This is a genomic window from Bacteroidales bacterium (assembly GCA_012519055.1).
GTDB lineage: Bacteria > Bacteroidota > Bacteroidia > Bacteroidales > Salinivirgaceae > JAAYQU01.
This window is the reverse complement of record JAAYQU010000049.1, coordinates 17,182-40,276: the sequence shown is the minus strand read 5'-3', so window position 1 is coordinate 40,276 and position 23,095 is coordinate 17,182. Positions and strand designations below refer to the sequence as shown.

At 35.1% G+C, this 23,095-nt stretch carries 20 protein-coding genes; 7 read left to right on the top strand and 13 right to left on the bottom strand.

Translation table 11 applies throughout. The features are described from left to right. Positions 1-63: 63 nt before the first annotated feature. Complete coding sequence (locus tag GX311_10585) at positions 64-1,101, bottom strand: hypothetical protein (protein NLK16832.1); 1,038 nt, start codon at positions 1,099-1,101, stop codon at positions 64-66. Between the two features lie 270 nt (positions 1,102-1,371). After that, positions 1,372-1,884 carry a GtrA family protein gene (locus GX311_10580; protein NLK16831.1) on the bottom strand — a complete coding sequence of 171 codons (513 nt, stop codon included), beginning with the start codon at positions 1,882-1,884 and terminating at the stop codon, positions 1,372-1,374. A gap of 129 nt (positions 1,885-2,013) precedes the next feature. On the opposite strand from GX311_10580, the gene GX311_10575 reads away from it, so the two are divergent. Beyond that, the gene (locus tag GX311_10575; protein NLK16830.1) at positions 2,014-2,613 is read left to right on the top strand and encodes a bifunctional metallophosphatase/5'-nucleotidase; all 600 of its coding nucleotides are present in this window, start codon (positions 2,014-2,016) and stop codon (positions 2,611-2,613) included. Between the two features lie 66 nt (positions 2,614-2,679). On the opposite strand, the gene GX311_10570 is transcribed toward GX311_10575, so the two are convergent. Continuing rightward, on the bottom strand, positions 2,680-3,501 hold the full coding sequence (locus GX311_10570; protein NLK16829.1) for a hypothetical protein: 822 nt from the start codon (positions 3,499-3,501) through the stop codon (positions 2,680-2,682). 40 nt (positions 3,502-3,541) lie between these two features. Beyond that, positions 3,542-4,357, bottom strand: coding sequence for a hypothetical protein (locus GX311_10565; protein ID NLK16828.1), 816 nt, complete (start codon positions 4,355-4,357; stop codon positions 3,542-3,544). A gap of 466 nt (positions 4,358-4,823) precedes the next feature. Between GX311_10565 and GX311_10560 the strand changes: the two genes are divergently transcribed. After that, entirely contained in the window at positions 4,824-5,222 is a 399-nt protein-coding gene (locus GX311_10560; protein ID NLK16827.1) for a DUF1987 domain-containing protein, read from the top strand. 59 nt (positions 5,223-5,281) lie between these two features. Here the strand turns inward: GX311_10560 and GX311_10555 are convergent, their stop codons facing one another. Further along, the gene (locus GX311_10555) at positions 5,282-6,571 is read right to left on the bottom strand and encodes a DUF4407 domain-containing protein (protein NLK16826.1); all 1,290 of its coding nucleotides are present in this window, start codon (positions 6,569-6,571) and stop codon (positions 5,282-5,284) included. A gap of 328 nt (positions 6,572-6,899) precedes the next feature. Here GX311_10555 and GX311_10550 point away from each other — a divergent pair, with 328 nt between their 5' ends. Further along, entirely contained in the window at positions 6,900-7,589 is a 690-nt protein-coding gene (locus GX311_10550; protein NLK16825.1) for a cell wall-active antibiotics response protein, read from the top strand. On the opposite strand, the gene GX311_10545 is transcribed toward GX311_10550, so the two are convergent. The 4 genes from GX311_10545 to GX311_10530 form a co-directional block, all read right to left on the bottom strand. Further along, complete coding sequence (locus tag GX311_10545) at positions 7,586-8,131, bottom strand: hypothetical protein (protein ID NLK16824.1); 546 nt, start codon at positions 8,129-8,131, stop codon at positions 7,586-7,588. The two genes, GX311_10550 and GX311_10545, sit on opposite strands and share 4 nt — an antisense overlap. Before the next feature lie 100 nt (positions 8,132-8,231). Beyond that, positions 8,232-9,437, bottom strand: a complete 1,206-nt coding sequence (locus GX311_10540; GenBank protein ID NLK16823.1) for a SpoIIE family protein phosphatase — start codon at positions 9,435-9,437, stop codon at positions 8,232-8,234. Positions 9,438-9,526: 89 nt separating this feature from the next. Further along, positions 9,527-11,389: a 4Fe-4S binding protein gene (locus GX311_10535; protein ID NLK16822.1), complete on the bottom strand. Its 1,863-nt coding sequence runs from the start codon at positions 11,387-11,389 to the stop codon at positions 9,527-9,529. 127 nt (positions 11,390-11,516) lie between these two features. Then, on the bottom strand, positions 11,517-11,771 hold the full coding sequence (locus GX311_10530; GenBank protein ID NLK16821.1) for a (2Fe-2S) ferredoxin domain-containing protein: 255 nt from the start codon (positions 11,769-11,771) through the stop codon (positions 11,517-11,519). A 139-nt stretch (positions 11,772-11,910) separates the two neighbouring features. On the opposite strand from GX311_10530, the gene mnmE reads away from it, so the two are divergent. Both mnmE and ispG read left to right on the top strand, forming a co-directional pair. Beyond that, complete coding sequence (gene mnmE, locus GX311_10525; protein NLK16820.1) at positions 11,911-13,326, top strand: tRNA uridine-5-carboxymethylaminomethyl(34) synthesis GTPase MnmE; 1,416 nt, start codon at positions 11,911-11,913, stop codon at positions 13,324-13,326. 42 nt (positions 13,327-13,368) lie between these two features. Continuing rightward, the gene (gene ispG, locus GX311_10520; protein NLK16819.1) at positions 13,369-15,276 is read left to right on the top strand and encodes a (E)-4-hydroxy-3-methylbut-2-enyl-diphosphate synthase; all 1,908 of its coding nucleotides are present in this window, start codon (positions 13,369-13,371) and stop codon (positions 15,274-15,276) included. Between the two features lie 23 nt (positions 15,277-15,299). Here ispG and GX311_10515 read toward each other — a convergent pair whose 3' ends face one another. The 4 genes from GX311_10515 to mutL are packed head-to-tail and all read right to left on the bottom strand — an operon-like array spanning position 15,300 to position 19,984. Beyond that, the gene (locus GX311_10515) at positions 15,300-16,406 is read right to left on the bottom strand and encodes an endonuclease/exonuclease/phosphatase family protein (protein ID NLK16818.1); all 1,107 of its coding nucleotides are present in this window, start codon (positions 16,404-16,406) and stop codon (positions 15,300-15,302) included. Positions 16,407-16,423: 17 nt separating this feature from the next. After that, positions 16,424-17,320, bottom strand: a complete 897-nt coding sequence (locus tag GX311_10510; GenBank protein NLK16817.1) for a rhomboid family intramembrane serine protease — start codon at positions 17,318-17,320, stop codon at positions 16,424-16,426. Positions 17,321-17,338: 18 nt separating this feature from the next. Beyond that, positions 17,339-18,151, bottom strand: coding sequence for a rhomboid family intramembrane serine protease (locus tag GX311_10505; protein ID NLK16816.1), 813 nt, complete (start codon positions 18,149-18,151; stop codon positions 17,339-17,341). A gap of 9 nt (positions 18,152-18,160) precedes the next feature. Beyond that, positions 18,161-19,984: a DNA mismatch repair endonuclease MutL gene (mutL, locus tag GX311_10500; protein NLK16815.1), complete on the bottom strand. Its 1,824-nt coding sequence runs from the start codon at positions 19,982-19,984 to the stop codon at positions 18,161-18,163. Positions 19,985-20,390: 406 nt separating this feature from the next. Here mutL and GX311_10495 point away from each other — a divergent pair, with 406 nt between their 5' ends. Next, positions 20,391-21,791 (top strand): family 16 glycosylhydrolase, encoded by a 1,401-nt coding sequence (locus GX311_10495; protein ID NLK16814.1) that lies wholly within the window; start codon positions 20,391-20,393, stop codon positions 21,789-21,791. Positions 21,792-21,798: 7 nt separating this feature from the next. After that, entirely contained in the window at positions 21,799-22,764 is a 966-nt protein-coding gene (locus GX311_10490; protein ID NLK16813.1) for a methionyl-tRNA formyltransferase, read from the top strand. Positions 22,765-23,095: the final 331 nt, after the last annotated feature.

Here is a 23,095-nt window from a genome sequence, read left to right as displayed (position 1 = left end):
AAAAAGAGCCGTCTCGTTTTGAGACAGCTCCTTTATATAGTAACTATTTGTTGATATATAATCTTATTTTGTAACAGGAATATCGTAAAAGCGCATTGTTCCAAGCATCTCAGACCCAAATGATTTATATACATTGATTTCGAGTGCTTGCATTTCTGTTACTCGTGCAACTTCTTTGTTTTCAAAATTAATAACTCCTCTGAGGGGAATACCTTTTATAAGCTTACGATCTCGTAATGTGTTAAATGACAGACCGCTGTTAAATTCATTGCCTTCAGGATCGAAGAAGCGAGCATCCACGCCATATATGTACCCGTCCTCAACGTCGTTTTGCACAATTATATTTATTGCAATTTTATTTCCTGTAAACATAACAGATACTATTTCAAAATTATAGTCTCCTATTTTTGATTTAAAAGTTGTTGTCACGGGCTTAGTTACCGTAACAGGTCTTTCAACTATTACTTCTTTTTCCACTACTTTTTCAACAATAACCTCTTTTTCAACAATTACAGGCTTCTCAACAATAACTTCTTTTTCAACATATACAACTTTTGGCTCTACTTTATCTTCACGAACAGGCTTGCCTAATAGTTTGTCTGTAAGAGCACTGCTTTTAAACTTCTCTATAGATACAATGTTTCTATTAATTCCATTTGGAATCAGATAGGCTGTAAGTGTAATTGTTTCCTCGTTATCAGCAATTTGTCCGTAAATTAATGCATTTGCCACATAGCCCAATTGATCAAAAATGAATTTGCCAAAATCTTCATTGTGTTCAAAACTTCGGGCCTTATCATTTGTCCAACCATATGATTGAATCAAATCATTTATAGCATTCTGATCAATCACTTCAAAACGTGTACTGTTTTTATATGCCAAAGACAGTTCGTCTTGTATAAAATCGTTGAATTTGGTAAGTTTGTTATCTTTTGTACGAAACTGTAGAATTGCAACTTTTATTTTATTTGCACCCGAGTGTTTGCTTTCCAAGTCTTTAGCAATATTTTTTATGGCTAAGGTTAAATCGTCTTGTTCCTGAGCATTTGATACGTTGAAAGCAAAGAGACTGACAATAAAAAATATAACTAATCTTTTCATTTGTTTCTAATTTTATCGATTTAAGGTAATATAGAACTCACATGCTTAATAATTACGCTCTCTAGTATTAAGTTTTGTTTTACATGTTCGTTTCATATTTTAGGTGTTTTATTTGTTGCATAAAACAACATCCACAAAACTACAACATTTATTGATAACTTCATATCAAGTTTTTCTTATTGAATTGTTAATTTATTAATAATATTCATTAAAAGTAAAACATATATGACACATGATTATATAAGCATTGTTCTGTATTCATCTGTTTTTTTATATATTCTCGTGTTCAGTTTCTTTAAGAGTTTTAAAGGTATAATATTTTTGTGAGAAATAGCTAAAAATAGTTACAATTATAGTTGTGACAATTTTTGATGGTGTTGGATACCAAAAAAACACTTCGACAAACAGCTTTAAGAACAAATAGTTCAGGAGAATACATGTCGATACTACAAGCCCATACCGAAATAACTGTTTAGTGCCTTTTAACTTCGATTTATTAAAAGTTATATATTTATTTAAGGCGAATCCTGTTGGGAAGGAGATGCAAAATGACATAATAAACGCCGCTATATGTGGAGAAATAGCTACAAATCCCAGATCAACCACCTCTTTTTTTAAAATAAAATTATAACTAATAAAATACAAAAATATATCAAACGCTGTATTAGAAGCTCCACAGACAGCATAAGTAAAGGTCTCTAAAGGAATTATCTTTTTAAAAGGTTTATGAAAATAACCAATTAAGTGTATTATTCTATTCTGTACTAATTTTAACAATGACATCTGCTACATAAAATTTGGCCAAAAATAATAAAATTCGCTCTAATATGTTATATTAACGCGCATAGATTGCTTTATGTATTAACCATTTAATTAAAGTACGTATATTCGCAAACGAAAACAATTTTAAATATGATTTATGTTGATTGCGACGATGTAATATCAGAGAGTACATCATCGTATATTGAGATTATTAAAAGAGAATTTGGTATTGACCGATGCTTTGAAGACATTAAATCGTTTGATTTAAAAGAGTCATTCGGTTTAACGCAGGAGCAGTATGATCATTTTTTTGAAATTATACATTCACACGAAGAACTTATAAAGTTTAAACCTGTAGAAGGGGCAATAGAAACAATGAACGAATGGGCAAAAAAGGGCAACAAAATAGGCATTGTTACAGGACGATTAACTACTGCATATGATTCTACAATAGAATGGTTGGCAAATAACAAAGTGCCATACAATGATTTTATAATTGTCGACAAGTATAATCGTCCCAGTATGGACAAAACTATAGCTAAACCCCTAGAGTATTTGCGTTCTTTAAAAATAGATTTTGCAATTGAAGATTCCTTATCAACGGCAAACTATTTAGCTGAACACTTAAATATTAAAGTTGCTTTAATGGATAGACCGTGGAACCGGAATGGCTATATAAACAAAAATATTATTAGAGTGTTTAATTGGAAGGAAATTAAGGAGTTATACAAAAAAACATCAATTGTATAATCAAATAGAAAATAGAAAATTAGATAAAAAAATAGCGGCTGTAGCCGCTATTTTTTTATTGAGTTTCTAGAAATGTACTGCAAAATAAAAGTTTCCATAAGTATATGGGAATAGTGTAACTGTGCCTCTCCAACGTGAACCTGGATCGGTAGCAACCTCTTCCTCAACATGTTGAGTTAAAACCATTCTTTCTTGTTTGGTCCAAGATTGTTTTTCAAAGTTAACACCATAAGCAAGACCTAATTCCATACCAACACAAATTTTGGGTAGCAGATAGTATTCTGCACCTGTAAATGCTCCGGCAAAAATACTATTTATAGCTCCATTGTTGACTTCTAATGGACGAATAGCCATATTTCCCCAATTAGTTATTGGAGCTGGATTTAGTTCGTTCATTTCGTTTCCATACTGAAAGCTTCTGTGTATTTTTTGGTATCTATATCCAATGTCTGCACCATAAAAACCTAACAGTCGTTTATATCCTCGGAATTGTTGATAACCAAAACGAATTTCCATATCTCTGGTTTTCACTTTCATAACATCTTCCAATTGTGCATTGCTGTTAGGGTCTAAGAGCAATGCTGCTTGATCAGGAACATAAAACCTGTCAATAGTCGTACCGTTGGTAACTCCTAAAACAATACGTGCAGCTGAGTTATCGGTTAGAAAATATCTGAAATAAAGCCTATTGTCTCCGGGATTAAAAGCGTTGCCCATATTTCCGTTAAACATATTTCCAATATAATTGAAAACAGGAGTTCCGTCAATACCAATACTGATATCGCCAGCCTCTGGTGTATATATCTTTTCTTCTTTGGTCTCGTTATTCTGTGCGAATAGAGACACAGCGCCAAAAGCTATCGTAAATACTAAAGCTAATATTCTCATATTTATAATTTATAAGTCGTTATATTTATTATTTACTAAATTATTCCCATATAATACCGTTGCCTAAACTAACTTGTTGAACCATCGGCATCGACATATTATAAGCTCCAATCATAGCTTCAAATCTGAAAGTTTTGGTAACCACGCCACTTCCGTCATTGTATGTTTTGGGACCAATATATAGTGCCGAAATATTTACATTAGTAGGTACGCTGATATCAACACGTCCAGCAGCACCAACTGTAACTGTTTTTGACCATTCGTCGGTGAAGAATGTTACAGAAGAACCATTTGGAATATATTCTAAACCTGGGTTAGTAGCATCAATGTCTGCACGTAATTCAAATTTCTGATTAACAGTCTCAACAAAATCGTCGAAACTAGTTATAAAATCATAATTAATTTCGTGAGTTCTGATTTCATTGGGTTTAACACCATTTTCAGCAGCGTTGCCTGAAAATCTGTAAGTTTTGTTAATTTTTTCAGAAACGCTTCCATAAGGCTGTACTTGTTCGTAAGTAAATTCAACCGGGAAAATTTCAACTGTAACTCCTTGATCGGTAACAGGAATTTTTTGTTCTATTTTACCGTCTTGTATGGTAACGAGCTTTGACCAGAATCCATTAGCAACGGGGTTAAACTCACTGTTGTCAATTCGAATAATTGCTTTTGTACCATCGGGTGCTTTTTCTAAGCCGTTAATAGTTTGATCCAATTCTGCATAAAAATGAACAACTAGAGTTGCACTTTTAGTTTGGTCTAAAGTTAAAGCTGATGTCTCAACTTTTTTTGAACAGCTGCTAAACATCACAAATGAAGCAACTAACAAAGCTAATAACTGTTGTGTTCTTTTCATAGTTTTGATTTTTTTTAATTGTTAAACATTTAAAATTAGTGGTTACAAAATTATAACATTAAAGTTAAATAGACAACACTATTTTACAAAATATAAATAACGACAACCAAAATAGGTTATTGTGGTAACAGCACTGTCTATACGATATTTTCCAAAAATAACATCAAATTTAAAATTGCACGTAAATATAAGCATAAAAATATTATTGGAAAAATGTACTTAATTTTAGAGTATTTCTAATACGCTCTAACTTAATTGATAAGTTTTGCAATATGAAAAATTAGTTGAACAAAAGATATTAAATGTTTATTTATGTGTTTAAGCTACTTCCACAATTAAATATTGTAAAACTGAAAAAATAAAAAAGTAAGACATATATTTTTACTTTATCTAGATAAGCATGATACATAAAACATATATTTTTATTATTTTTGTAGTAATCTTGAAAAAACAAATGAAGAACATAATGAAACCCATTGTACTAGAAGAAACGGCATCCACTCCACGGGTAGTTTTTGACATTAATAAAAACCAATTTGAAATTACTGGTTGCTCAAGACCAGAAGATGTCAGAAGTTTTTATATGCCTATAGTTGACTGGTTAATGACTCTCAATGCCAATAGTGTCAATTATATAGAAAGGTTTAAAAAAGATGCCGCAGTTTTTAAAATTAAATTATCATACTTTAACTCCTCTTCTGCAAAATTTATTCTAGATATAATGCTATTATTAAATATGATGCATAAAAATGGATTGAATGTGTCTTTAGAATGGCTATATGAAAAAGGCGATGAGGATATGTTAGAAGTTGGTAAGGAATTAGCAGAAATGATCAATTTTCAATTGAAATTTGTAGAAGTGTAAATTTTTCTAATACAAAATATTAAAAATTAGTTAACAAACACACTTATATGCGTTCTATATCAGTTTTTTTCTTCTAATTTAGAATCATCTGTATTATCTTCACTATCTTCCACATTTATTTTACGCAAAAAATCTATAAGAATGGGTCTATCTCCCATTGTTGTATTACTATTTAAACCTAACTGATACTCTTTCCACTTCTGTATCCTTACAGCATTAATTTCCCTTTGCGCATCAGCTAACATTTCAACAGATTCTTTACTTGCTGCTTGATGAATAGACATTTCAGCTTGCACCATTTCATGCTCTAAATCTAACTCTCTAAGCAAATGGTTCCTGATACTGGTGTATGATTTTTTTGCCTCTGCACTCGTTCTAAGTTGCTCAAGCGCCAGCAAATCATCATACGGGCCACGATTTGATATTAGTTTTACGAATATTGGTGATATCTCAATTAATATAAATAACAACAGAATAAAATAAGATACAACAGCTACTTTTTGATCTTCTGCCTGTAATAAGCTCATACTGCGAAACCTCGCAAGGAAACCTTTTGTGCGAGTTATAATCATCTGGTTGGTGGTTAACAGTTGGTCCCTTTCTCTCTGTAAAAATTTTATTCGTTCATTGTTTTGTTCAATTTGTGGAAAGAAACGCAGTTTGGCATCCTGAAGTTCTGATTCGGCTTTATCATATTCTTCTTTCTTTTCTCTAAATACAGAACCTTTCCCAGCTACACCAGTACCACCAGTGCCTTCTGCTTCTGCTATATACATTGAGAACAATTGGTCGCGTCTTTGGCTAAGTTCATCTATTTTACTCTGCAGAGAATTATTTGCATTGACTAACTTTTCAATTTCCGAAAATTGAGCATTAAGTATACTGTCAGCTTCTTGACGCTGTTCTAGTTGTGAGAGAGCCATTCTTGCTTCAATCTCTTTTTCAAATAATCGCATCTCAATTGGTTTTGAAACAACAATAGCAATAAGTACTGATAGTATTAATCGTGGAAAAGCCATAACAAGCTCCTTTCCAAACATTTTTTCTTTGCGTAGTGAAGCGACTAAATACCAATCAAGAAAAAATATTATCATACCCCAAAACACTCCGAATACAACTGCAGCCCACGTTGTTTCAAATATCATCCATACTGCATAACCTCCCGATATTGCTGCTAAAGCCCCTGTAAAGAAAACTATTATCCCTATTCCTAAATAAACATTAATTTCTGTTGGGCAATGCTTTAACAAATAGAGTCTTGCTCCACTACACCATGCAAAAAATCGTGATAAATAATTGCCTTTCGAAATGTCGCGCTCAGTATTATGATTGTGGTTATTTTGCTGCATTAATATAACAAATTTAACAAAAAGGTAATACTACAAATTTAATCCATTATTTCGTATTTGCATAAAAAAAATAATTTTCAAAATAGTTATTTAGCTTAGTAATTAACCTATAAATTAGTTATTAAGCTCTGTAACACGAGATATAACGCGTGCGGAAAATGTTGTCAACAACTTATAAACAATTTTATATTAATAGTTCGTAAACTCAGGAGTTTTTATAACTTTGACCTTTACATTTTAATAAATATTATTATGACGCTATTGTATGAGTTTTCATACATTGGTTAGCATGTAAATTCAATATAACCATAAACTGAAAATTAAACCTATGAAAACAAATTCATCTAATGCAAAAAGAGTTGTAACGGGTATTCTTTTTGTAATTTTCGGAATACTACTGCTTTTACGCAATTTTTATCTGCTACCACCAAAAATTGAGGATATCTTTCTAAGCTGGCCTATGCTTTTGATTGCCGTAGGATTGGTAAGTTTAGCAGGGAGGAATTACACTGCAGCCTCAATCATAATTTTTACAGGTTGTTTTTTCCTTGTACCTAGAATTATTGACATTGAAGTTAAGCTTAAGCAATTTTGGCCCATAATAATAATTTTTACAGGCTTAGCAATTTTATCTCAGTGGAGATCTAAAAATAAGAAAGGTGACAAAACTTTAGCTTTTAGTGACTACATTGATGAGTTTAATATTTTAAGTAGTAAGAACTATACTCATCAAAGTCCAACTTTTAAAGGTGGGCGAATATCATCTATTCTTGCAGGGGTAAATGTTGACTTTAAAGGAGTTAAACTTGATAACACGATCACCACATTAGATGTTACTTCCATTTTGGGTAGTGTTAAACTGTTTGTGCCCACTGGCTGGACAATAAAAAACGATTTATCCAATGTGCTTGGAGGTATCTTAATTAAAAATAAAGATGCCAATACAGACAGAGAAGAAAATGTTTTAGTAATTACTGGTAGAGTTGTCTTGGGAAATGTAGAGGTTGTATATGTTTAATCACCTGCCCTTTTATATATATGTAATGTACGCTTATTGTTAGCATTCCGAGCAAAGTAATATTTCTGATCGGGACTATAAAACTGAACCGTTTCTTGAGTCGGTTTGGCCATATAGCATCCTTTGGGTGTTTTGTCGCAAGTTACGTCGCGAATATATCTCTGTCCTACAAGTATTATTTTGTAATCGGACGAATATCTGCTAACACGAACATATAGTTTGGTGTCATTTTCTGTAAGATAGCACTCCCCTAACTCCACAATATTATCAATCCAATAGGCTCCAACACACTTCATCGAATCAAGATTATATATTGCTATTAACGAGTTTCTATTTCCGTACTCAGCGAGCAACATTTTGCCGCTTTCACTAAGCTTTAAGTCATTTAACTGGTACCTTCTATTGTTTTTATTTTTTGAGAAATCAATGTGAGGAGGTTGAAACTCTGCGACTAACTCATAATTGCCTTTTTGTGCATAGCTTGGAATAATAATATTTATAAAAAAAACTGCCAGAAAACTAAACGATAATATTTTAGACATTGCTTTTGGTTTTAATTTGTATCCTACAAATTTAGAAAAATGGTTTTAATTGACAAAAAATTAATGTATAAGTTGTTTTTAACAATTGTATCTTAATAGATTACAGATATTTAATCGTTACCTCTTTTAAAAACTTCTCTTCCAAAAGTTTTGCGATTCTCTTCATAACGGTTCGCCTAATTTCCAGCTCAACAGGCAAGTTTGGATCCTGGTGCGCGATGTTTATACGTGTCCCTATAACCATTGTTATTTTATCACTTTTTAAAAGTAACTGAACAATCTGATCGGCAGGTCCTCTGCCTAAATTGGTGTTGTTATCAAAATTAAGCAGAATGTTTGAGACTTTACTTAATGTTAAAATGCCTTCTGTTATTAAATCAACCCCTTTCATGTTACTGGTTGGAGGCAAGTCAGGATCTTCAAATTCAAAGTTATCAACGATTGTTTCTCCCAATTCTCGTGAAACAATATCAGCCGTAGTAGCTCCACACAAAATTTTCTTCCCTTCAAATTGACGTACAATATCTCCCAATTCAACATCGCGTTCTTTTTCATATGGCGGACCAGAACAAAGAAGCAGTTTACGAGGTTCTCTAAAATAAATTGCTGCACAACTTATGTCGTCTTTGGGATGATAGCTGTCATTCATAACAGCCATATTAACGATTCTACGTGCTAATTTCCGTGCTGAAATAAATGGTGTTTGTTCTACAATTGACAACGCAAAAACCTTAGCCTCATCAATTCCCCATCCTAATGGATATTTACGAGTACCTAAACCCGATTGTGATATACCATCGGACCAGAACAGAATTCTATCCTCTTTTTGAGCTGTAAATTTTGTCGAGCGCAACTCTTTCCCTTTGTTGTTTTCACTATCTAATATTAGTTTTTCCCACGTAAGTTTTAGCGGTACTTTGCCTCTAATTACAAAACATTCGGGATTGTCGTACTCCAATATCTCAACTTCACCGGTGTAAGTATTAATGTCAACAATTGTAAATGTAGAATAACTTATTTTTTTAATGCTACATACTGGCAAAGTATTCATTATCATTTCAGCTGTTGTCTTAAAATCTTTATGCTCGGCTGTGAAATTGGCAGCTAAAGTTGAAGTTAATGTAGCCAAAATATTGGCTTTAACTCCGTGTCCCATACCATCACTAAGAACAGCAATAATGCGTCCTTCCTCTTTAACTCGTTTGGTTACAAACACATCTCCACAAATACGTTCGTCCTCGTAGTTGTCTTGCTGGCAATTTACTTCTACATAGAATGATCCTTTCATATGATTATATTTTTTCATCTATGGTCGTATGGAATTTACACATCTTATAACCATCCCGCTGCGTATAAGTTTGAGTTGAAATGTTTGTTTAATAACACACCTGCTTTTTAATGTGAATCACTATTGGATTTTATATCTTTATATGACTCTATGATTGAATTGAGCATATGTTCTGTCTCTGAAGCTCCCTCTCCTAATAAAAAGGCTATTTGTTGAATTAATTTCAGATTTTTGTCAATAACTTCGTTGATTCTATTAATAACTTCCTCTTTATGAACCTCTGGGGCATGCATGTCACGGATTATTGCGCCAACAATTTTGTTTGGTTTAATTGGAAAAATTGACAAGTTTAGAAAGCTTTCTCCAAGATGAATATCCTTATTTTCCACACTTTCATTTGTTTCTAATACGAAACTGAAATAGTTATAAATATGTGGTGCAACCAAAGTTTTAAGATCTGCGCCTACTAATCCAGGTATAACTTCAGCTACTTCCACGGCATCAGAGCCAAGTAGGTTTATGAAACTTTGATTTGAAAGCAAAATTTTAATTTTTTCATCTACGACTACAACACCTGTCGGAAGTTTGTTCAACAGTCCCAAATTAATTTTTGAAGCCTCTTGAAATGCCTCTTGTTCCTGTTTGGTTGATTTTTTGCTCTCTACAAGTGCTTTTTGAGCATTACTGAGTTTTTCGTTGGCAGATCTAAGACGTTTTTTATATCTGATATTACTTTGAATAACATATGTGGGACACATATCTACACGTGCAAGCCCATTACCTACGGCAGCAGCTAAATCACGACATGATTCGTATCCGCAAGTGCCACAGCCCGATTTGTTTTCTGAATTATCGCGACCTAGTTGAGCCATAACCTTCTTTACCTCTTCTTCGGTTGGCTCGGGAAGGCGCATATCACGGTTTTGATATGTTCTCGTAAAATCTAAATTTAAGTATTTCTTAAGATCTTTTTCCCATTGCTCTTTATTGTATCTACTCAATCGTTTTTTGACGTATGTGATTACCAACGAACGTCTTACAAACTTTTTTCCTCCTTTACTGGTACCTGGTCCCATTATGCAATTTCCGTCACAGTAAAACAGATCCAAATGCTGTTTTAGTTGACTAAAGTGTTCAAACTCTTGTAACGCTCTTAAAACATTGGTTTTACCATCAGTGCAAATTAGTTGTCCGCTCAATAAATCCTCGTTTATATCAACGCTTTGGAACATTCCTCGACTAATAGGGAACAGACTACCTTTACCTCCAATTGGCGGATCAAAATCAGAAAACTCAACATTGTTTTCTGTTATTCCAGCTTCGGCAAACATCTCACGCAATTCTTTAAATGTAAGAACAATATCAACACGTTTGTTGTCTGATAAATGGTGAGCTTCTCCTTTTGCTGCAGTACACGGTCCTATATAAACCACTTTTATATCCTGACCATATTTTTCTCTAACTACCTGCGCAGTAGCAATCATTGGCGATACAAGCGGTGCCATATTGTCAATTAGCGATGGGTGATATTTTTCAATATAACCTACTATTGCGGGACAATTGGCTGTAATAAAATATTTTCCCTTAAAATTTTCAAAAAGCTCGCGATATTTTAATGCAACTAGGTCGGCTCCGAAAGACACCTCGCACACATATTTGAACCCAAGAGCTTTTATCATTCCCACAAAGTTTGTGTAATCTGTAATATCATCAAACTCTCCTGAAATACTTGGGTCACATATCGCCACAACATTTTCTCCAGAACGAATTAGTGCCCTGACCTCTTTTTTAGCATCCAAATCTCTAATTGCGTCGTATGGACAAATACGCAAACAGCTACCACAACCAATGCAGCGTTCGGGAACAATCTCACAACTATCTTCCTTTGTTTTGATGGCATTTGCAGGACATACTCTCACGCATGCAAAGCAGAGCTTACATTTATCGGGGTTTATTTTTATTACTTGCATATTAGTTAATTTGAGAGTTGTTAATGTTGATTGCGCTATGGTTCTTAATTATAGACCCTTTTGTTAAACATAACAAATTTATGTCATAGATGTTTTTAATCAAGCTGTACGCTCAAATTTCGTAAGCCTAATAATATCCGTCAAAAACATCGTTTAAAATATCGATAACATTCATTGAATCAACGTTCTCGTAGATATTATTGTCGATTTTCAAAACAGGACCGTTTACACAATGTCCAAAACAATGATCTCCTTTGAGTTGTACATATTGTGCAAGATTATGTTCTTTTATAAAATTGTTTATTACTTGCAATACCCTTTTATTTCCGCGGATAAAACAAGAACCTCCCAAACATATTGTAATCTCTTTTTTATCGAGCATGTTTATATAATTTTCGGTTTTGCAATATTAGTTAAAATAAAAATTAAAGCTATTGATTTGATTGATTTTTGTCATTTTTTTGAATATAATTCCTACATTTCGCTTAAATCAGTAATTTTGAGACCAAAAATGAGCTAAAATGAATTTTGACTTCGATGACCTTATATGCTCAATCTCAACACCACATGGCGTTGGGGCTATAGCTATTGTTCGTATTTCGGGAAAGGAAGCCAAAAAAGTTCTTGAAAACCTATTTTTTCCTGTCACCAAAATAGATATATCTTCAATTGAGCCTCGCAAGGCTTATTACGGACAGATAATCAGCCACGGCAACATTGTCGATGAGGTAGTTGTGACATGGTTTAAAGCTCCTGAATCATACACGGGCGATGATGTTATTGAGATAGGCTGTCACGGTTCGCAATATATTCAACGGCAGCTAATGCAACTGTTAATTGAGAACGGCTGTCGCACCGCAAAACCTGGCGAGTTTACCATGCGGGCTTTTTTGAGCGGAAAGATGGATTTAACTCAGGCTGAGGCTATTAACGATTTAATTCACGCTCGCAATAGTATGTCACATAAAATGGCTATGTCGCAAGTCAAAGGCTCATTTTCAAAGCGACTTATGCAGTTATCGGACAAGCTGCTGAACCTTATATCGTTAGTTGAATTGGAGTTAGATTTCAGCGAAGAGGATGTCGAATTTGCCGACCGCAACACGCTACGTTCACTGATTAACGATGTTCAAGATGAGGTAAAAAAACTACACGACTCGTATGAATCTGGTCAAGCGATTAAAGAGGGAATCCCTGTAGCCATTGTTGGACAGCCGAATGCAGGAAAATCGACCCTGTTAAACAAAATTCTGCAAGAAGAGAGATCCATCGTTAGCGATATTCCCGGAACAACCCGCGATGCCATCGAAGACACAATAACTCTCAATTCCATTGAGTACCGTTTTATTGACACGGCGGGCTTGCGCAGAAGCACCGATAACATTGAGAAGCTCGGCATAGAACGTTCTATCGACAAAATCACCAAAGCGTGGATTATTATTTTCCTGTTCGATGCAACAAGCAAAATTGAGGATATTAAACACGCCTGCGATTTGGTTATGGCAAATATTGACAACACCTCGCAGATAATTTTCGTGGCAAACAAAATTGACTTGTTGCCTGAGAATGAATATCATAGCAAGATAGAACAAATATCCAATTCAATCAACATACAACCGCTCGACATTCTACTGATTTCAGCAAAAAAAGAGCAAAACTTAGACTCTCTGATAAACCGATTGACTCTATTGGCACAGAGCATGTTGCCATCTGAGGACTCCATAATAATTCACAACACCCGACAGTACGAGCTATTAATGAAAATATTGGTTGCCATTGGCAGCACCATTGAAGCAATTGAAAAAAACTTAACAGGCGATTTGTTAGCCTTTGAACTTAGAAAAGTTTTGTCGCTTATAGGCGAATTAACGGGAACTGCTATTACTCCGGATATGATATTGGGAAATATTTTTAAAAATTTTTGCATCGGGAAATAAAAAAATAAAGCACTCATTTTCAGATACTAATCAACACAACCAATGATATTCACACCTTTCTCAATCAAACGTTTCCCAACCCACGAAGTAAGAGTTGGAAATATAACCATAGGCGTAGACTCCGATATTGTAATCCAAACCATGTGCAATACGCCTGCAGGCAATATTGAAGCGGGATACAAACAATCAAAAGAGGTTATATCAGCAGGTGCGCAGATGGTGCGTTTTGCTGTCAGAAACAGAGCTGACGCCGAGTCTATTGGCAAAATAAAAGAACTGCTACTTAAAGATAATATTAACACCCCTTTGGTTGCCGATGTGCACTTTAGTTCGCAAGCAGCCTTTGTTGCAGCTAAGTTGGTTGATAAGGTGCGAATTAATCCCGGAAACTTTATCGACAAACGAGCCACTTTCGACACAAAAACTTACACCGAATTGGAGTGGAAAGAAGAGCTAAACAAAATAGAACTCTCTCTAAATGAACTAATTGATATTTGTGTTGCACACGATACTGCGTTAAGAATTGGAGTTAATCACGGTTCGCTAAGCGACCGCATTATGTCAAAATATGGCAATACCACCGAGGGAATGGTCGAGTCGGCAATGGAGTTTCTTAGAATTTGCAAGAAAAGGGTCTTTCAAAACGTAGTTATCTCGCTTAAATCGAGCAATATAAGGATAATGAACAGCGCATATTTTATGTTAGCAAAACAAATGCAGACAGAAGATATGCACTACCCACTTCATTTGGGCGTTACCGAAGCGGGAAACGATTTGTCTGGGCGTGTGCGCTCGGCTATAGGTATAGGAAGATTGCTCGGTCATGGAATTGGCGATACTATACGAATATCATTAACCGAAAACCCTGTAAAAGAGATACCTGCGGCGCAAAAACTCGCTAAACACTTTAAACACAGAAAACCACTGACAGACACAAATAACAACTGGAAAGAGTACAATCCACTTGACTTTAGCTTTTATAAGTCACACGAAGTTGGAAATATTGGTGGCAAAAAACCTGTTATTGCTGTGTGCGATATTAGAAATTATCGTGTTCTTGACAATATAATGCTCGAAAAATTAGGATATAAGTTTAACGGTAAAAAATGGATTGCAACAAGTCAAGCCGCTGATGCTGTTTATGTTAAAGATATTGAAATTATAACCGAACTGCCCGAAAACCTGTCCATTATTTATGAAGCAGGCACAACCAAAATGCCATGCGAAAACGCCACTCCTTTATTTAACAATCTGGAATTTATATATATAGCCGACAAATCAAAAGAGTTTACAAAATGGGTATCGTTAACAAATAGCGATTTATCTAAACCTGCGATTATTGAGCAATTAAGAAACAGCCCCAAAACCGTAATAGTTTTAGAAACCATGTCTCAAAACGGATATGCAGACCAGATGTCGGCTTTTCTTAAACTAAAATCGGCACAAATAAACAATCCCGTAATAGTTAAGCGAAATTATGTCTCTGACGATTGGGAAACATTTGTAATAGAGTCATCTGCCGACACAGGAAGCCTGTTGGTTAGCGGAATGGGCAACGGCGTTTGGCTTACCAATCCTTTCTTAACCGATGTGGAGGATAATCGCAGGCTAACGTTTGAGATACTTCAAGCTTCAAGGGTCAGGATAAGTCAAACCGAATATATTGCGTGTCCCTCGTGCGGTCGGACGCAGTTTGATATTGAATCGGTTTTAGCCGAAGTTCGCAGCAAAACTAATCACCTAACACATTTAAAAATTGCCGTTATGGGCTGCATAGTAAACGGTCCCGGCGAAATGGCAGATGCCGATTATGGCTATGTTGGAGCTGCACCAAACAGAGTTGCTTTATACAAGGGTAAAGTTGCGGTTAAGAAAAATATATCCGCCGATATAGCTGTAGAACAGCTTATTGAACTTATTAAGGAAAATAATGATTGGGTTGAACCTTAACTTAGAAGAGCTCAGCCACTATTTTAGTTGCCTACAACTCTCTCCAAAGTGCAAATAATAGGATTATGATCGCTTAATTTACCTTCACCTGTTTGAAATGATTTTGCAACAAAATTTTTGTCGAAGAATATATAATCAATTCTAACAGAGACTGGTGCACTACCAAAAGTATGTCCAAAGCCTAACCCCGATTTTTGAAAAGCATCGCTCAGTTTCCCTTTGACTTTACGATATGCGTACGATAAGTGAGTATCGTTTAAGTCGGCACAAACAATTGTCGGTAATTTTGTTTCCTGAATATGCTCTCTGACTTTAGCAGCCTGGTCAGCACGTTTTTTATATGCAGTATTCAATCGGCTAAAAATTCCTTTTATTTGCCTCATTTCTATGCTTGTAGGGCTTGTGTTAATTTTATGGATAAATTTATAATCATCGGTATCGAAATGATTACTTTGAAGATGAACGTTGTAAACTCTTATCGTATCGCCAGACACCAACAAATCGGTCCACAAGGCATTGTTTTGGGAATTTTCAAACTGTATTTCACCTGAATTTATTATGGGATATTTGCTAAAAGTAGCTATCCCAAATCTATACAAATCCTTTGCAATATAGGTTGGCGCGATTTTGTGAGATTTTATTCCCTGTAGCTTATTAATCCTGCTTGTTGTTTCAAAACTGTTTGTTTTATCGTCGTAATACTCTTGAAAACAGATAACGTCTGCGTCAATGGTTTTAAGGTAATCCATAATGTTATCGCGAGTATTCTTATTGTGTGACCAATTATATAAATCAAACAGTCTGACATTAAACGAGGCAACTTTCAGTGTTTGAGCTTTGGGGATAATCTCATTTCCGCTTTTTGAAAAATTTAGGCTTAATAATGTCAGTATATGTTGAAATCCCAAAGCAATAATAACAAAAGGTAGCAGAAAAACCCATTTGCGTTTTACTATCCAAATAACTGTAATTAAGATATTTATAATCAATATATATGGATATATAATCCCCAATATTTGCGGAAGCGCAAAAAGGTTTGGCGATATAAAAGGTGCCAAATTTGCTATCAGCAAAATTAGAGCAAAAAATGCTGTAACCAAAAGAGCAATATTTGTGAAAAATGATTTCATCTACTTTGTCAATTTGTCTATAGGTCTCTTTTCTTACTACTATCAAACAATATTTGTTTTTCTTCGGCTGTTAGATTGCTATATCCACTTTTCTTAATCTTCTCGAGTATTGCGTCAAGCTGTTTCTGATTTTCACGTTTCCGTGCATTATAATCGTATTCTGTTTCACCTCTTCTATAAGTAACGCGTAAATGACTCTTTTTCTTGCGTCTAAGCTTAAATTTGGAAATATTTTTAAACCAGCCAACAAATTTTGTTAAGTCAACCCTCTTTTTATATGCGGAGATAAAAATCCAGCCCATTATGGCTCCTCCAAGGTGTGCTAAATGCCCGCCACTATTGCTTGAGGTTATACCTATTATATCTAACAGTATCATAACCAATGCAATCCATTTTAATTTAACCGGACCCAAAAATATTATGTTTACACTATAATTTGGTATATACAAGGCAGTTGCAATAACAATCGCAATTACCGAAGCTGATGCCCCCAGAGCAACGCTACTTTCAACATAAGGCTTAAATACAGGGAAGAGGTTAAATGATAAAATATAAAAGATACCACCAAACAAGCCACCTATAATATAAAGCCCAAGTAACTGATTTTGTGAAAAGTAGCGTAAAAAAATAATTCCAAACCAATATAACCACAAAATATTGAACAATATATGCAAAAACCCTTCGTGCAAAAACATATATGTAAAGAGTGTCCAAGGCTTAACAGCTAATGCAGAGAGACTTGCTGGTACAGCAAATAGTCTTACGACTGTTCCTGTACTCCATTGAGAGGCTGAAAGGAAAAATATAACTCCAATAATATTTACAGCAAGAAAAACAGCTAAGTTTATAGCTATCAACTTGGTTAATATACCACCAGACTTAACAATTGTCTTTATTTCGTCAACTAAGTTCATCGCTTAAAAAATAATGGTTTAGAATCTTTTAAACTTTTTGCTCCAGTATCTGATAAGGAAAAATCCAAATATCATGCCACCTAAATGTGCAAAGTGTGCGACATTGTCTCCGCTTCTGTTTGCAACACCTAACCAAAGCTCTAAAACTCCATATCCTAAAACAAACCATTTTGCTTTTATTGGGATTGGGGGAAACAACAACATAAGTTGCGTGTTAGGGAACATCATTCCAAAAGCAAGCAAAACACCAAATACTGCTCCCGAAGCCCCTATAACAGGTACATTCATCCTAAGTTCGAGAATTTTATTGGCATAGACTGTTGCCTCGCTTATCAAAAACTTATTATCGGGATATTCGTGAAAACGGTTAATAAAATCTGTAAGCATAGCCGTTGGACGTGAAATATTATCCCTCACAATTTGGCTAAATAGTTCGGGCGTGGGAGTATTATTAAAAACTGCAATAGAGGTTTTAATGCTCTCAATATCAATCCAAGTCACAAGCATATGCATCAACATAGCACCCAAACCAGTAACAAAATAGTATATCAAAAATCGCTTGCTTCCCCACACCATTTCAAGAACTTTTCCAAACATATAAAGAGCAAACATGTTGAAAAACAGGTGTGTAATGCCACCATGCATAAACATGTGGGTAATAATCTGATGTGGTCTAAAAAACTCAGATTCTGGATAAAATAGTCCAAATAGCTCTACAGACTTCTCATAATTTGTTATTACTGAGCCGAGAAGCATTAATACATTAATAATGAGTATATTCTTGACAACTGGTGGCACCGAGCCAAGTATAGGTGGACGATATCCTCTCATAGTAACTGTTTAATTATTAAATCGTTGTATAATGTCGTTTATTGATATTATTTGAACTATCGACCTTCCATCGACAGTGTAATTGGGCGATTGACAAGCAAACAATTTATCGGTAATATGGTTCATCTCTTCGATGCTTAAATCTTTACCATACTGTATAGACGATATTCTTGCAAGGTCTTGTAGCACTTTGGTTTTCAGTTTTTCTTCGATATCTTCGCCTGTGTTTTGCGTCTTTTCAATCACTGTTTCGAAAAAGGCATTTATCGATGATATTGGCAAAACCACTGGTACAGACGTTACTTGATAATTGTTTTGCTCATCTTTTTTCAAAACAAACCCGATTGAGGACAATTCGGGAAGTATTTCGTCAATAATCATGCCTTGCTTAAAGCTAACCTCGACCGTATGAGGAAACATCATCGGTTGCGATGGAATTTTTCCTATATCGTAACTACGCTTCAACTCCTCGTATATTATCTGAAAATGAGCACGATGCTGGTCAATAAGCATTAAGCCTGATTTAACCGTAGTCAAAATAAACCGCTTTTTAATTTGAATAAATGAGCGTTCGATAATATCTGTATCGTCAGGAAATTCGACGGTATCTGGCTGTTTCTTCGACTGATTTTCAAAATCGGAAAGAATTTTATGCCAATCGTTTGCGCTCTTTTTGTTGCTGTACTTTGCCCAACCATCTTGCCGTGAATAAATTGGCGTTTTGTCAAAAGGATTATACGAAGGGTTTACTTTTATTTCAGGCATACGTATTGGAGTGTCTGCCGGCGGACGTGCAAACGAGATTGGTATATCTATCTGATTATCAAAATCTATTGACGGAACAAAATTAAATTTCCCCAACGACTCCTTTACTGCAGCATGGAGCAATGGAAAAATATCGGTTTCGTTTTCAAACTTAATCTCAGTTTTTGTTGGATGTATGTTAACATCAATACACTCAGGATCTACCTCCATAACAACAAAATATGCAGGATAGGTTCCTTGAGGGATAATTTTCTCATAGGCGTTCATAATTGCTCTATGAAAATAGGGATGTCGCATATATCTGTTGTTTGCAAAAAAATATTGGTCACCTGTGCTTTTCTTTGCTAACTTGGGATTGCCAATAAATCCCGAAATATTCACCAAAGATGTTGAACAATCGACACTTATTAAATTTTCACTGTAATTGCGACCTAAAATAGCTACGATTCGCTGTTTCAAGGTAGCAGTCGGTAGGTTGAAAATTGCTTGGTCGTTGTGAGTTAGCGTAAACGCAATGTCTGGATTTATAATCGCAACCCTAATAAATTCGTCAGTTATATGGCGAAACTCGGTTTGGTCAGATTTTAAAAACTTGCGTCTTGCAGGAATATTAAAAAACAAATTCTTAACCGAAATAACGCAACCCTGCTGACACTGAGCCACTTCCTGCGCTTTCACCGTTGACGCGCTTACATCAATAGAGACTCCCAATTCCGAGCTTTTATGTCTGGTACGAAGTGTAACATTTGATATGGCTGCTATAGATGCCAATGCTTCACCTCTAAACCCTAATGTGTTGATTTTAAATAGATCTGCAGCTGTACGTATTTTGCTTGTAGCGTGCCGCTCGAAAGCCATTCGTGCATCAATATCGGTCATACCTACACCGTTGTCCGACACTTGAATTAACGTTTTACCGGCATCGTAAATAACCACATTTATTGCTGTTGCACCTGCATCGACAGAATTTTCCATCAACTCCTTCACAACCGAAGCAGGACGTTGTACTACCTCACCGGCTGCTATTTGATTCGCTATTGAATCGGGAAGCTGAAATATAACATTCATAGATACAGGTGTTTATCTGTGATTTTAAAAGTAATTTTTTATTTTGATAAGCTCTCAATTAAACAAGTGGCAAATATAACAATTATCGAGCTAAAAGTTTGTAAAGTAAAAGTTGTAAAATACAACAACTTTTACTTTATCCTTTCATTTGTGTCATAAGCATTCTATTTTCGATTTTTGCACAATTTTTTTATAAATTTGTAGTTTAATTTAGTCCATAAAAATCAAAATAATTAAGAAATTTTTACTTTCATAATGTTTTTTCGATACGGTTTTGTATCTTTAACCCCTAAAACTCAATTCTACGAATTGTTTATAAAAATAAACATATTGTTAGAAATCAGAGTAATAAGTAGTTGAACAAACTAACCAAAATTAAGTAAACAACAATTTATCGACACAAGATATGGTAAACCTGTTTTTTAAAAAACTTTTCGGACAGCTACCTGCTACTGAAAAATATGTGAAGCAAAATGAGATGCTTCGTAAAGAGATGAACGAATTTGACGCATTTGCTAAAGGCGAAAAACTAAATCGGTACTACGAATTAGAAAGAATTGTGCAAAGTCGAGAGCATTACGACACTAAGAAAAAGTTGCAAGAGCTCAAGTATGAAGGAAGCGAGGAGCATAAAAATGAACTTGAGTTTAAAAATCTTTGCAAAAACAAAGAGCTAAAATTATTTTTTAAAGTTAAAGATGAAGAGGCGTTGTCTCGATTCAAAAGGATAGAAGATTCTGATTTTCTATCCAAATATACCGAAATGGAGAGCTTGATTAATTCGAAAGGGATTGAAAAAGATAAAGAACAAATTAAAGCTTTCAAAGAATTAAAGCGAAACGAGGATATTAAGTTTTACAATAAATATAAAAACTCAAAAGAGTACAAAACATATCAAAAGGTTCTTAACGGCTCTGCTTTAAATCGTTATAACGAGCTAAAATCGTATATTAACTCAGACGAATTTAAAGATAGAAAAGAATATTTGTTAGATCCCAAAAAATTTGAAAAGTCAGAAGGTTATAGGAACGAACAAGAGCTGAAAGAGCTTAAATCAGACAAAGAAATTAATTGGTATTTCAAACTCCTAAAATCTAACAAGTTTGATGCTACAAGAGAGTGGAATCCAATATTCGAAGATACTTTTGAAGGTTTTGATGACAGTAAGTGGATACCTATTCCTTTCCAAGGGATGCTAAATTTGCAAGGCAGAAGCTATGTCCCAGAAGGAAATTTGCAGTTTCACACAGACGGTAAAAATTTAAAATTTGAGGACGGTTGCATAAATATCGAAACCAGAAAAGAGAATGTTAGAGGTTTACGTTGGCAGGTCTCTTCTGGATTTAAAATGCGCGATTTTGAATACACTTCGGGAATGATAAATACTGGTCACAGCTTTAGGTTCCAAGAGGGCAAAATAGAGGTTCTTGCCCGAATGACATCATCAAAAGAGGTCATTCATGCTATGTTTTTAAGATCAGAAACAATTACTCCACATATCGAAGTTTTTTGCTCTGGCTCGAAAAAAGGATTAAAAGTCAGACTCTTTTTTAAAAACCAAAATAAACCCGATTTTGAGGAAACAATAACCGGAATAAATCTGGCATCAAACTTTTTGTATTCACTTGAATGGGGTCATAATTTTTTAAGGTGGCAAATAAACGGATATACCGTAGCCGAATATTCTGGAATACTTCCAAGACATCCATTATACTTGGGTTTGTCGAGCGTATTGCTTGAAAAAACCGAAAATTTGCCCGCAAACTTAATAGTTGATACAATAAGGGTTTACGAAAAGCAAAAATAAATCGTCGATGACAGCTGATAATTTTAAGATAGTGTTCATGGGAACACCCGACTTTGCTGTGGAGTCACTTAAAATATTGCACCAACATTTTAATATAGTTGCTGTTGTTACAGCTCCCGATAAACCTCGCGGACGCGGACAGAAGCTCACTCCCACTCCGGTTAAGGAGTTTGCTCAATCGGTAGGTCTTCCGGTTTTGCAACCAACAAATCTGAAAAGTAGCGATTTTATAGAAGCTTTGGCGCTCTTAAACCCTGATTTGGCGGTAATTGTGGCATTCAGAATGTTGCCTGAATCAGTTTGGAGTCTGCCACGCTTAGGCTCTATCAATCTGCATGCGAGCTTGTTACCGCAATACCGTGGAGCTGCGCCTATAAACCACGCTATTATCAACGGTGAAACAAAAACAGGTGTAACAACTTTTTTCCTGAAACACGAAATAGATACAGGAAACATTATCGACTCAAAAGAGATTCCTATACTCCCCACCGACAACGCTGGAACACTGCACGATAAATTGATGATTGAGGGCGCTAAGGTTCTACATCACACGGTCGAATCAATTGTTAAGGGTAGCTATAAGGAGACTCCGCAAAATGTTTTGGAGAACGAAAAATTAAAAAACGCGCCGAAATTAGACAAAGAATTTTGTCGTATTAATTGGAACGCTAAGGGCGAGGTAATTCACAATTTCATTAGAGGATTAAACCCATATCCGGGTGCTTATACAGAGACGGTTTTGGCTGACAAAACAGTTGGAATAAAAATATACGACGGCTTTTATGAAAATTCAAACAACAATAAAGGAATAGGTACAGTAGTAAGCAACAAAGACAGCATAAAAGTTGCAGTATCAGATGGTTGGTATCATATCACTGAACTACAACAAGCAGGGAAAAAGCGAATGAGCGTTGTCGACTTTTTAAATGGTTTGAATAATCAGATGCTTGAGAAGTTTGAGAACTTATCTTAGGTGATAGACAAGTAGAAGGTGCAAGAAAGGTACAAGGTAAAAGGTGCAAGGTACAAGTGGGAGCCGAGCGGTGCACTGGGAAACGGTCACTGATTTTATATTTTGACAGGCTCAATAACCACCGAAACACAGGCTCAAAAACCATCGAAGTGAGGTCGGAATTAGGAATTGTCCGTAGGACAATATGTGATTAACCGTAAGATTTATCTTACGGAAACGGTGTCCCCCCCTCGACTTTCGCCCGTAGGGCGACACTATGCGATAAAGCAATGTGCCACCCTACGGGTGGGGTTGTGTGCTGTAGCACACCCATAGGCTTGCGCCTATGGTT

Excerpts from the sequence above, each read along its gene's own strand:
- GX311_10585 (NLK16832.1), bottom strand. The coding sequence starts at position 1,101 with ATGAAAAGATTAGTTATATTTTTTATTGTCAGTCTCTTTGCTTTCAAC.
- GX311_10580 (NLK16831.1), bottom strand. The coding sequence starts at position 1,884 with ATGTCATTGTTAAAATTAGTACAGAATAGAATAATACACTTAATTGGT.
- GX311_10575 (NLK16830.1), top strand. The coding sequence starts at position 2,014 with ATGATTTATGTTGATTGCGACGATGTAATATCAGAGAGTACATCATCG.
- GX311_10570 (NLK16829.1), bottom strand. The coding sequence starts at position 3,501 with ATGAGAATATTAGCTTTAGTATTTACGATAGCTTTTGGCGCTGTGTCT.
- GX311_10565 (NLK16828.1), bottom strand. The coding sequence starts at position 4,357 with ATGAAAAGAACACAACAGTTATTAGCTTTGTTAGTTGCTTCATTTGTG.
- GX311_10560 (NLK16827.1), top strand. The coding sequence starts at position 4,824 with ATGAAACCCATTGTACTAGAAGAAACGGCATCCACTCCACGGGTAGTT.
- GX311_10555 (NLK16826.1), bottom strand. The coding sequence starts at position 6,571 with ATGCAGCAAAATAACCACAATCATAATACTGAGCGCGACATTTCGAAA.
- GX311_10550 (NLK16825.1), top strand. The coding sequence starts at position 6,900 with ATGAAAACAAATTCATCTAATGCAAAAAGAGTTGTAACGGGTATTCTT.
- GX311_10545 (NLK16824.1), bottom strand. The coding sequence starts at position 8,131 with ATGTCTAAAATATTATCGTTTAGTTTTCTGGCAGTTTTTTTTATAAAT.
- GX311_10540 (NLK16823.1), bottom strand. The coding sequence starts at position 9,437 with ATGAAAAAATATAATCATATGAAAGGATCATTCTATGTAGAAGTAAAT.
- GX311_10535 (NLK16822.1), bottom strand. The coding sequence starts at position 11,389 with ATGCAAGTAATAAAAATAAACCCCGATAAATGTAAGCTCTGCTTTGCA.
- GX311_10530 (NLK16821.1), bottom strand. The coding sequence starts at position 11,771 with ATGCTCGATAAAAAAGAGATTACAATATGTTTGGGAGGTTCTTGTTTT.
- mnmE (NLK16820.1), top strand. The coding sequence starts at position 11,911 with ATGAATTTTGACTTCGATGACCTTATATGCTCAATCTCAACACCACAT.
- ispG (NLK16819.1), top strand. The coding sequence starts at position 13,369 with ATGATATTCACACCTTTCTCAATCAAACGTTTCCCAACCCACGAAGTA.
- GX311_10515 (NLK16818.1), bottom strand. The coding sequence starts at position 16,406 with ATGAAATCATTTTTCACAAATATTGCTCTTTTGGTTACAGCATTTTTT.
- GX311_10510 (NLK16817.1), bottom strand. The coding sequence starts at position 17,320 with ATGAACTTAGTTGACGAAATAAAGACAATTGTTAAGTCTGGTGGTATA.
- GX311_10505 (NLK16816.1), bottom strand. The coding sequence starts at position 18,151 with ATGAGAGGATATCGTCCACCTATACTTGGCTCGGTGCCACCAGTTGTC.
- mutL (NLK16815.1), bottom strand. The coding sequence starts at position 19,984 with ATGAATGTTATATTTCAGCTTCCCGATTCAATAGCGAATCAAATAGCA.
- GX311_10495 (NLK16814.1), top strand. The coding sequence starts at position 20,391 with ATGGTAAACCTGTTTTTTAAAAAACTTTTCGGACAGCTACCTGCTACT.
- GX311_10490 (NLK16813.1), top strand. The coding sequence starts at position 21,799 with ATGACAGCTGATAATTTTAAGATAGTGTTCATGGGAACACCCGACTTT.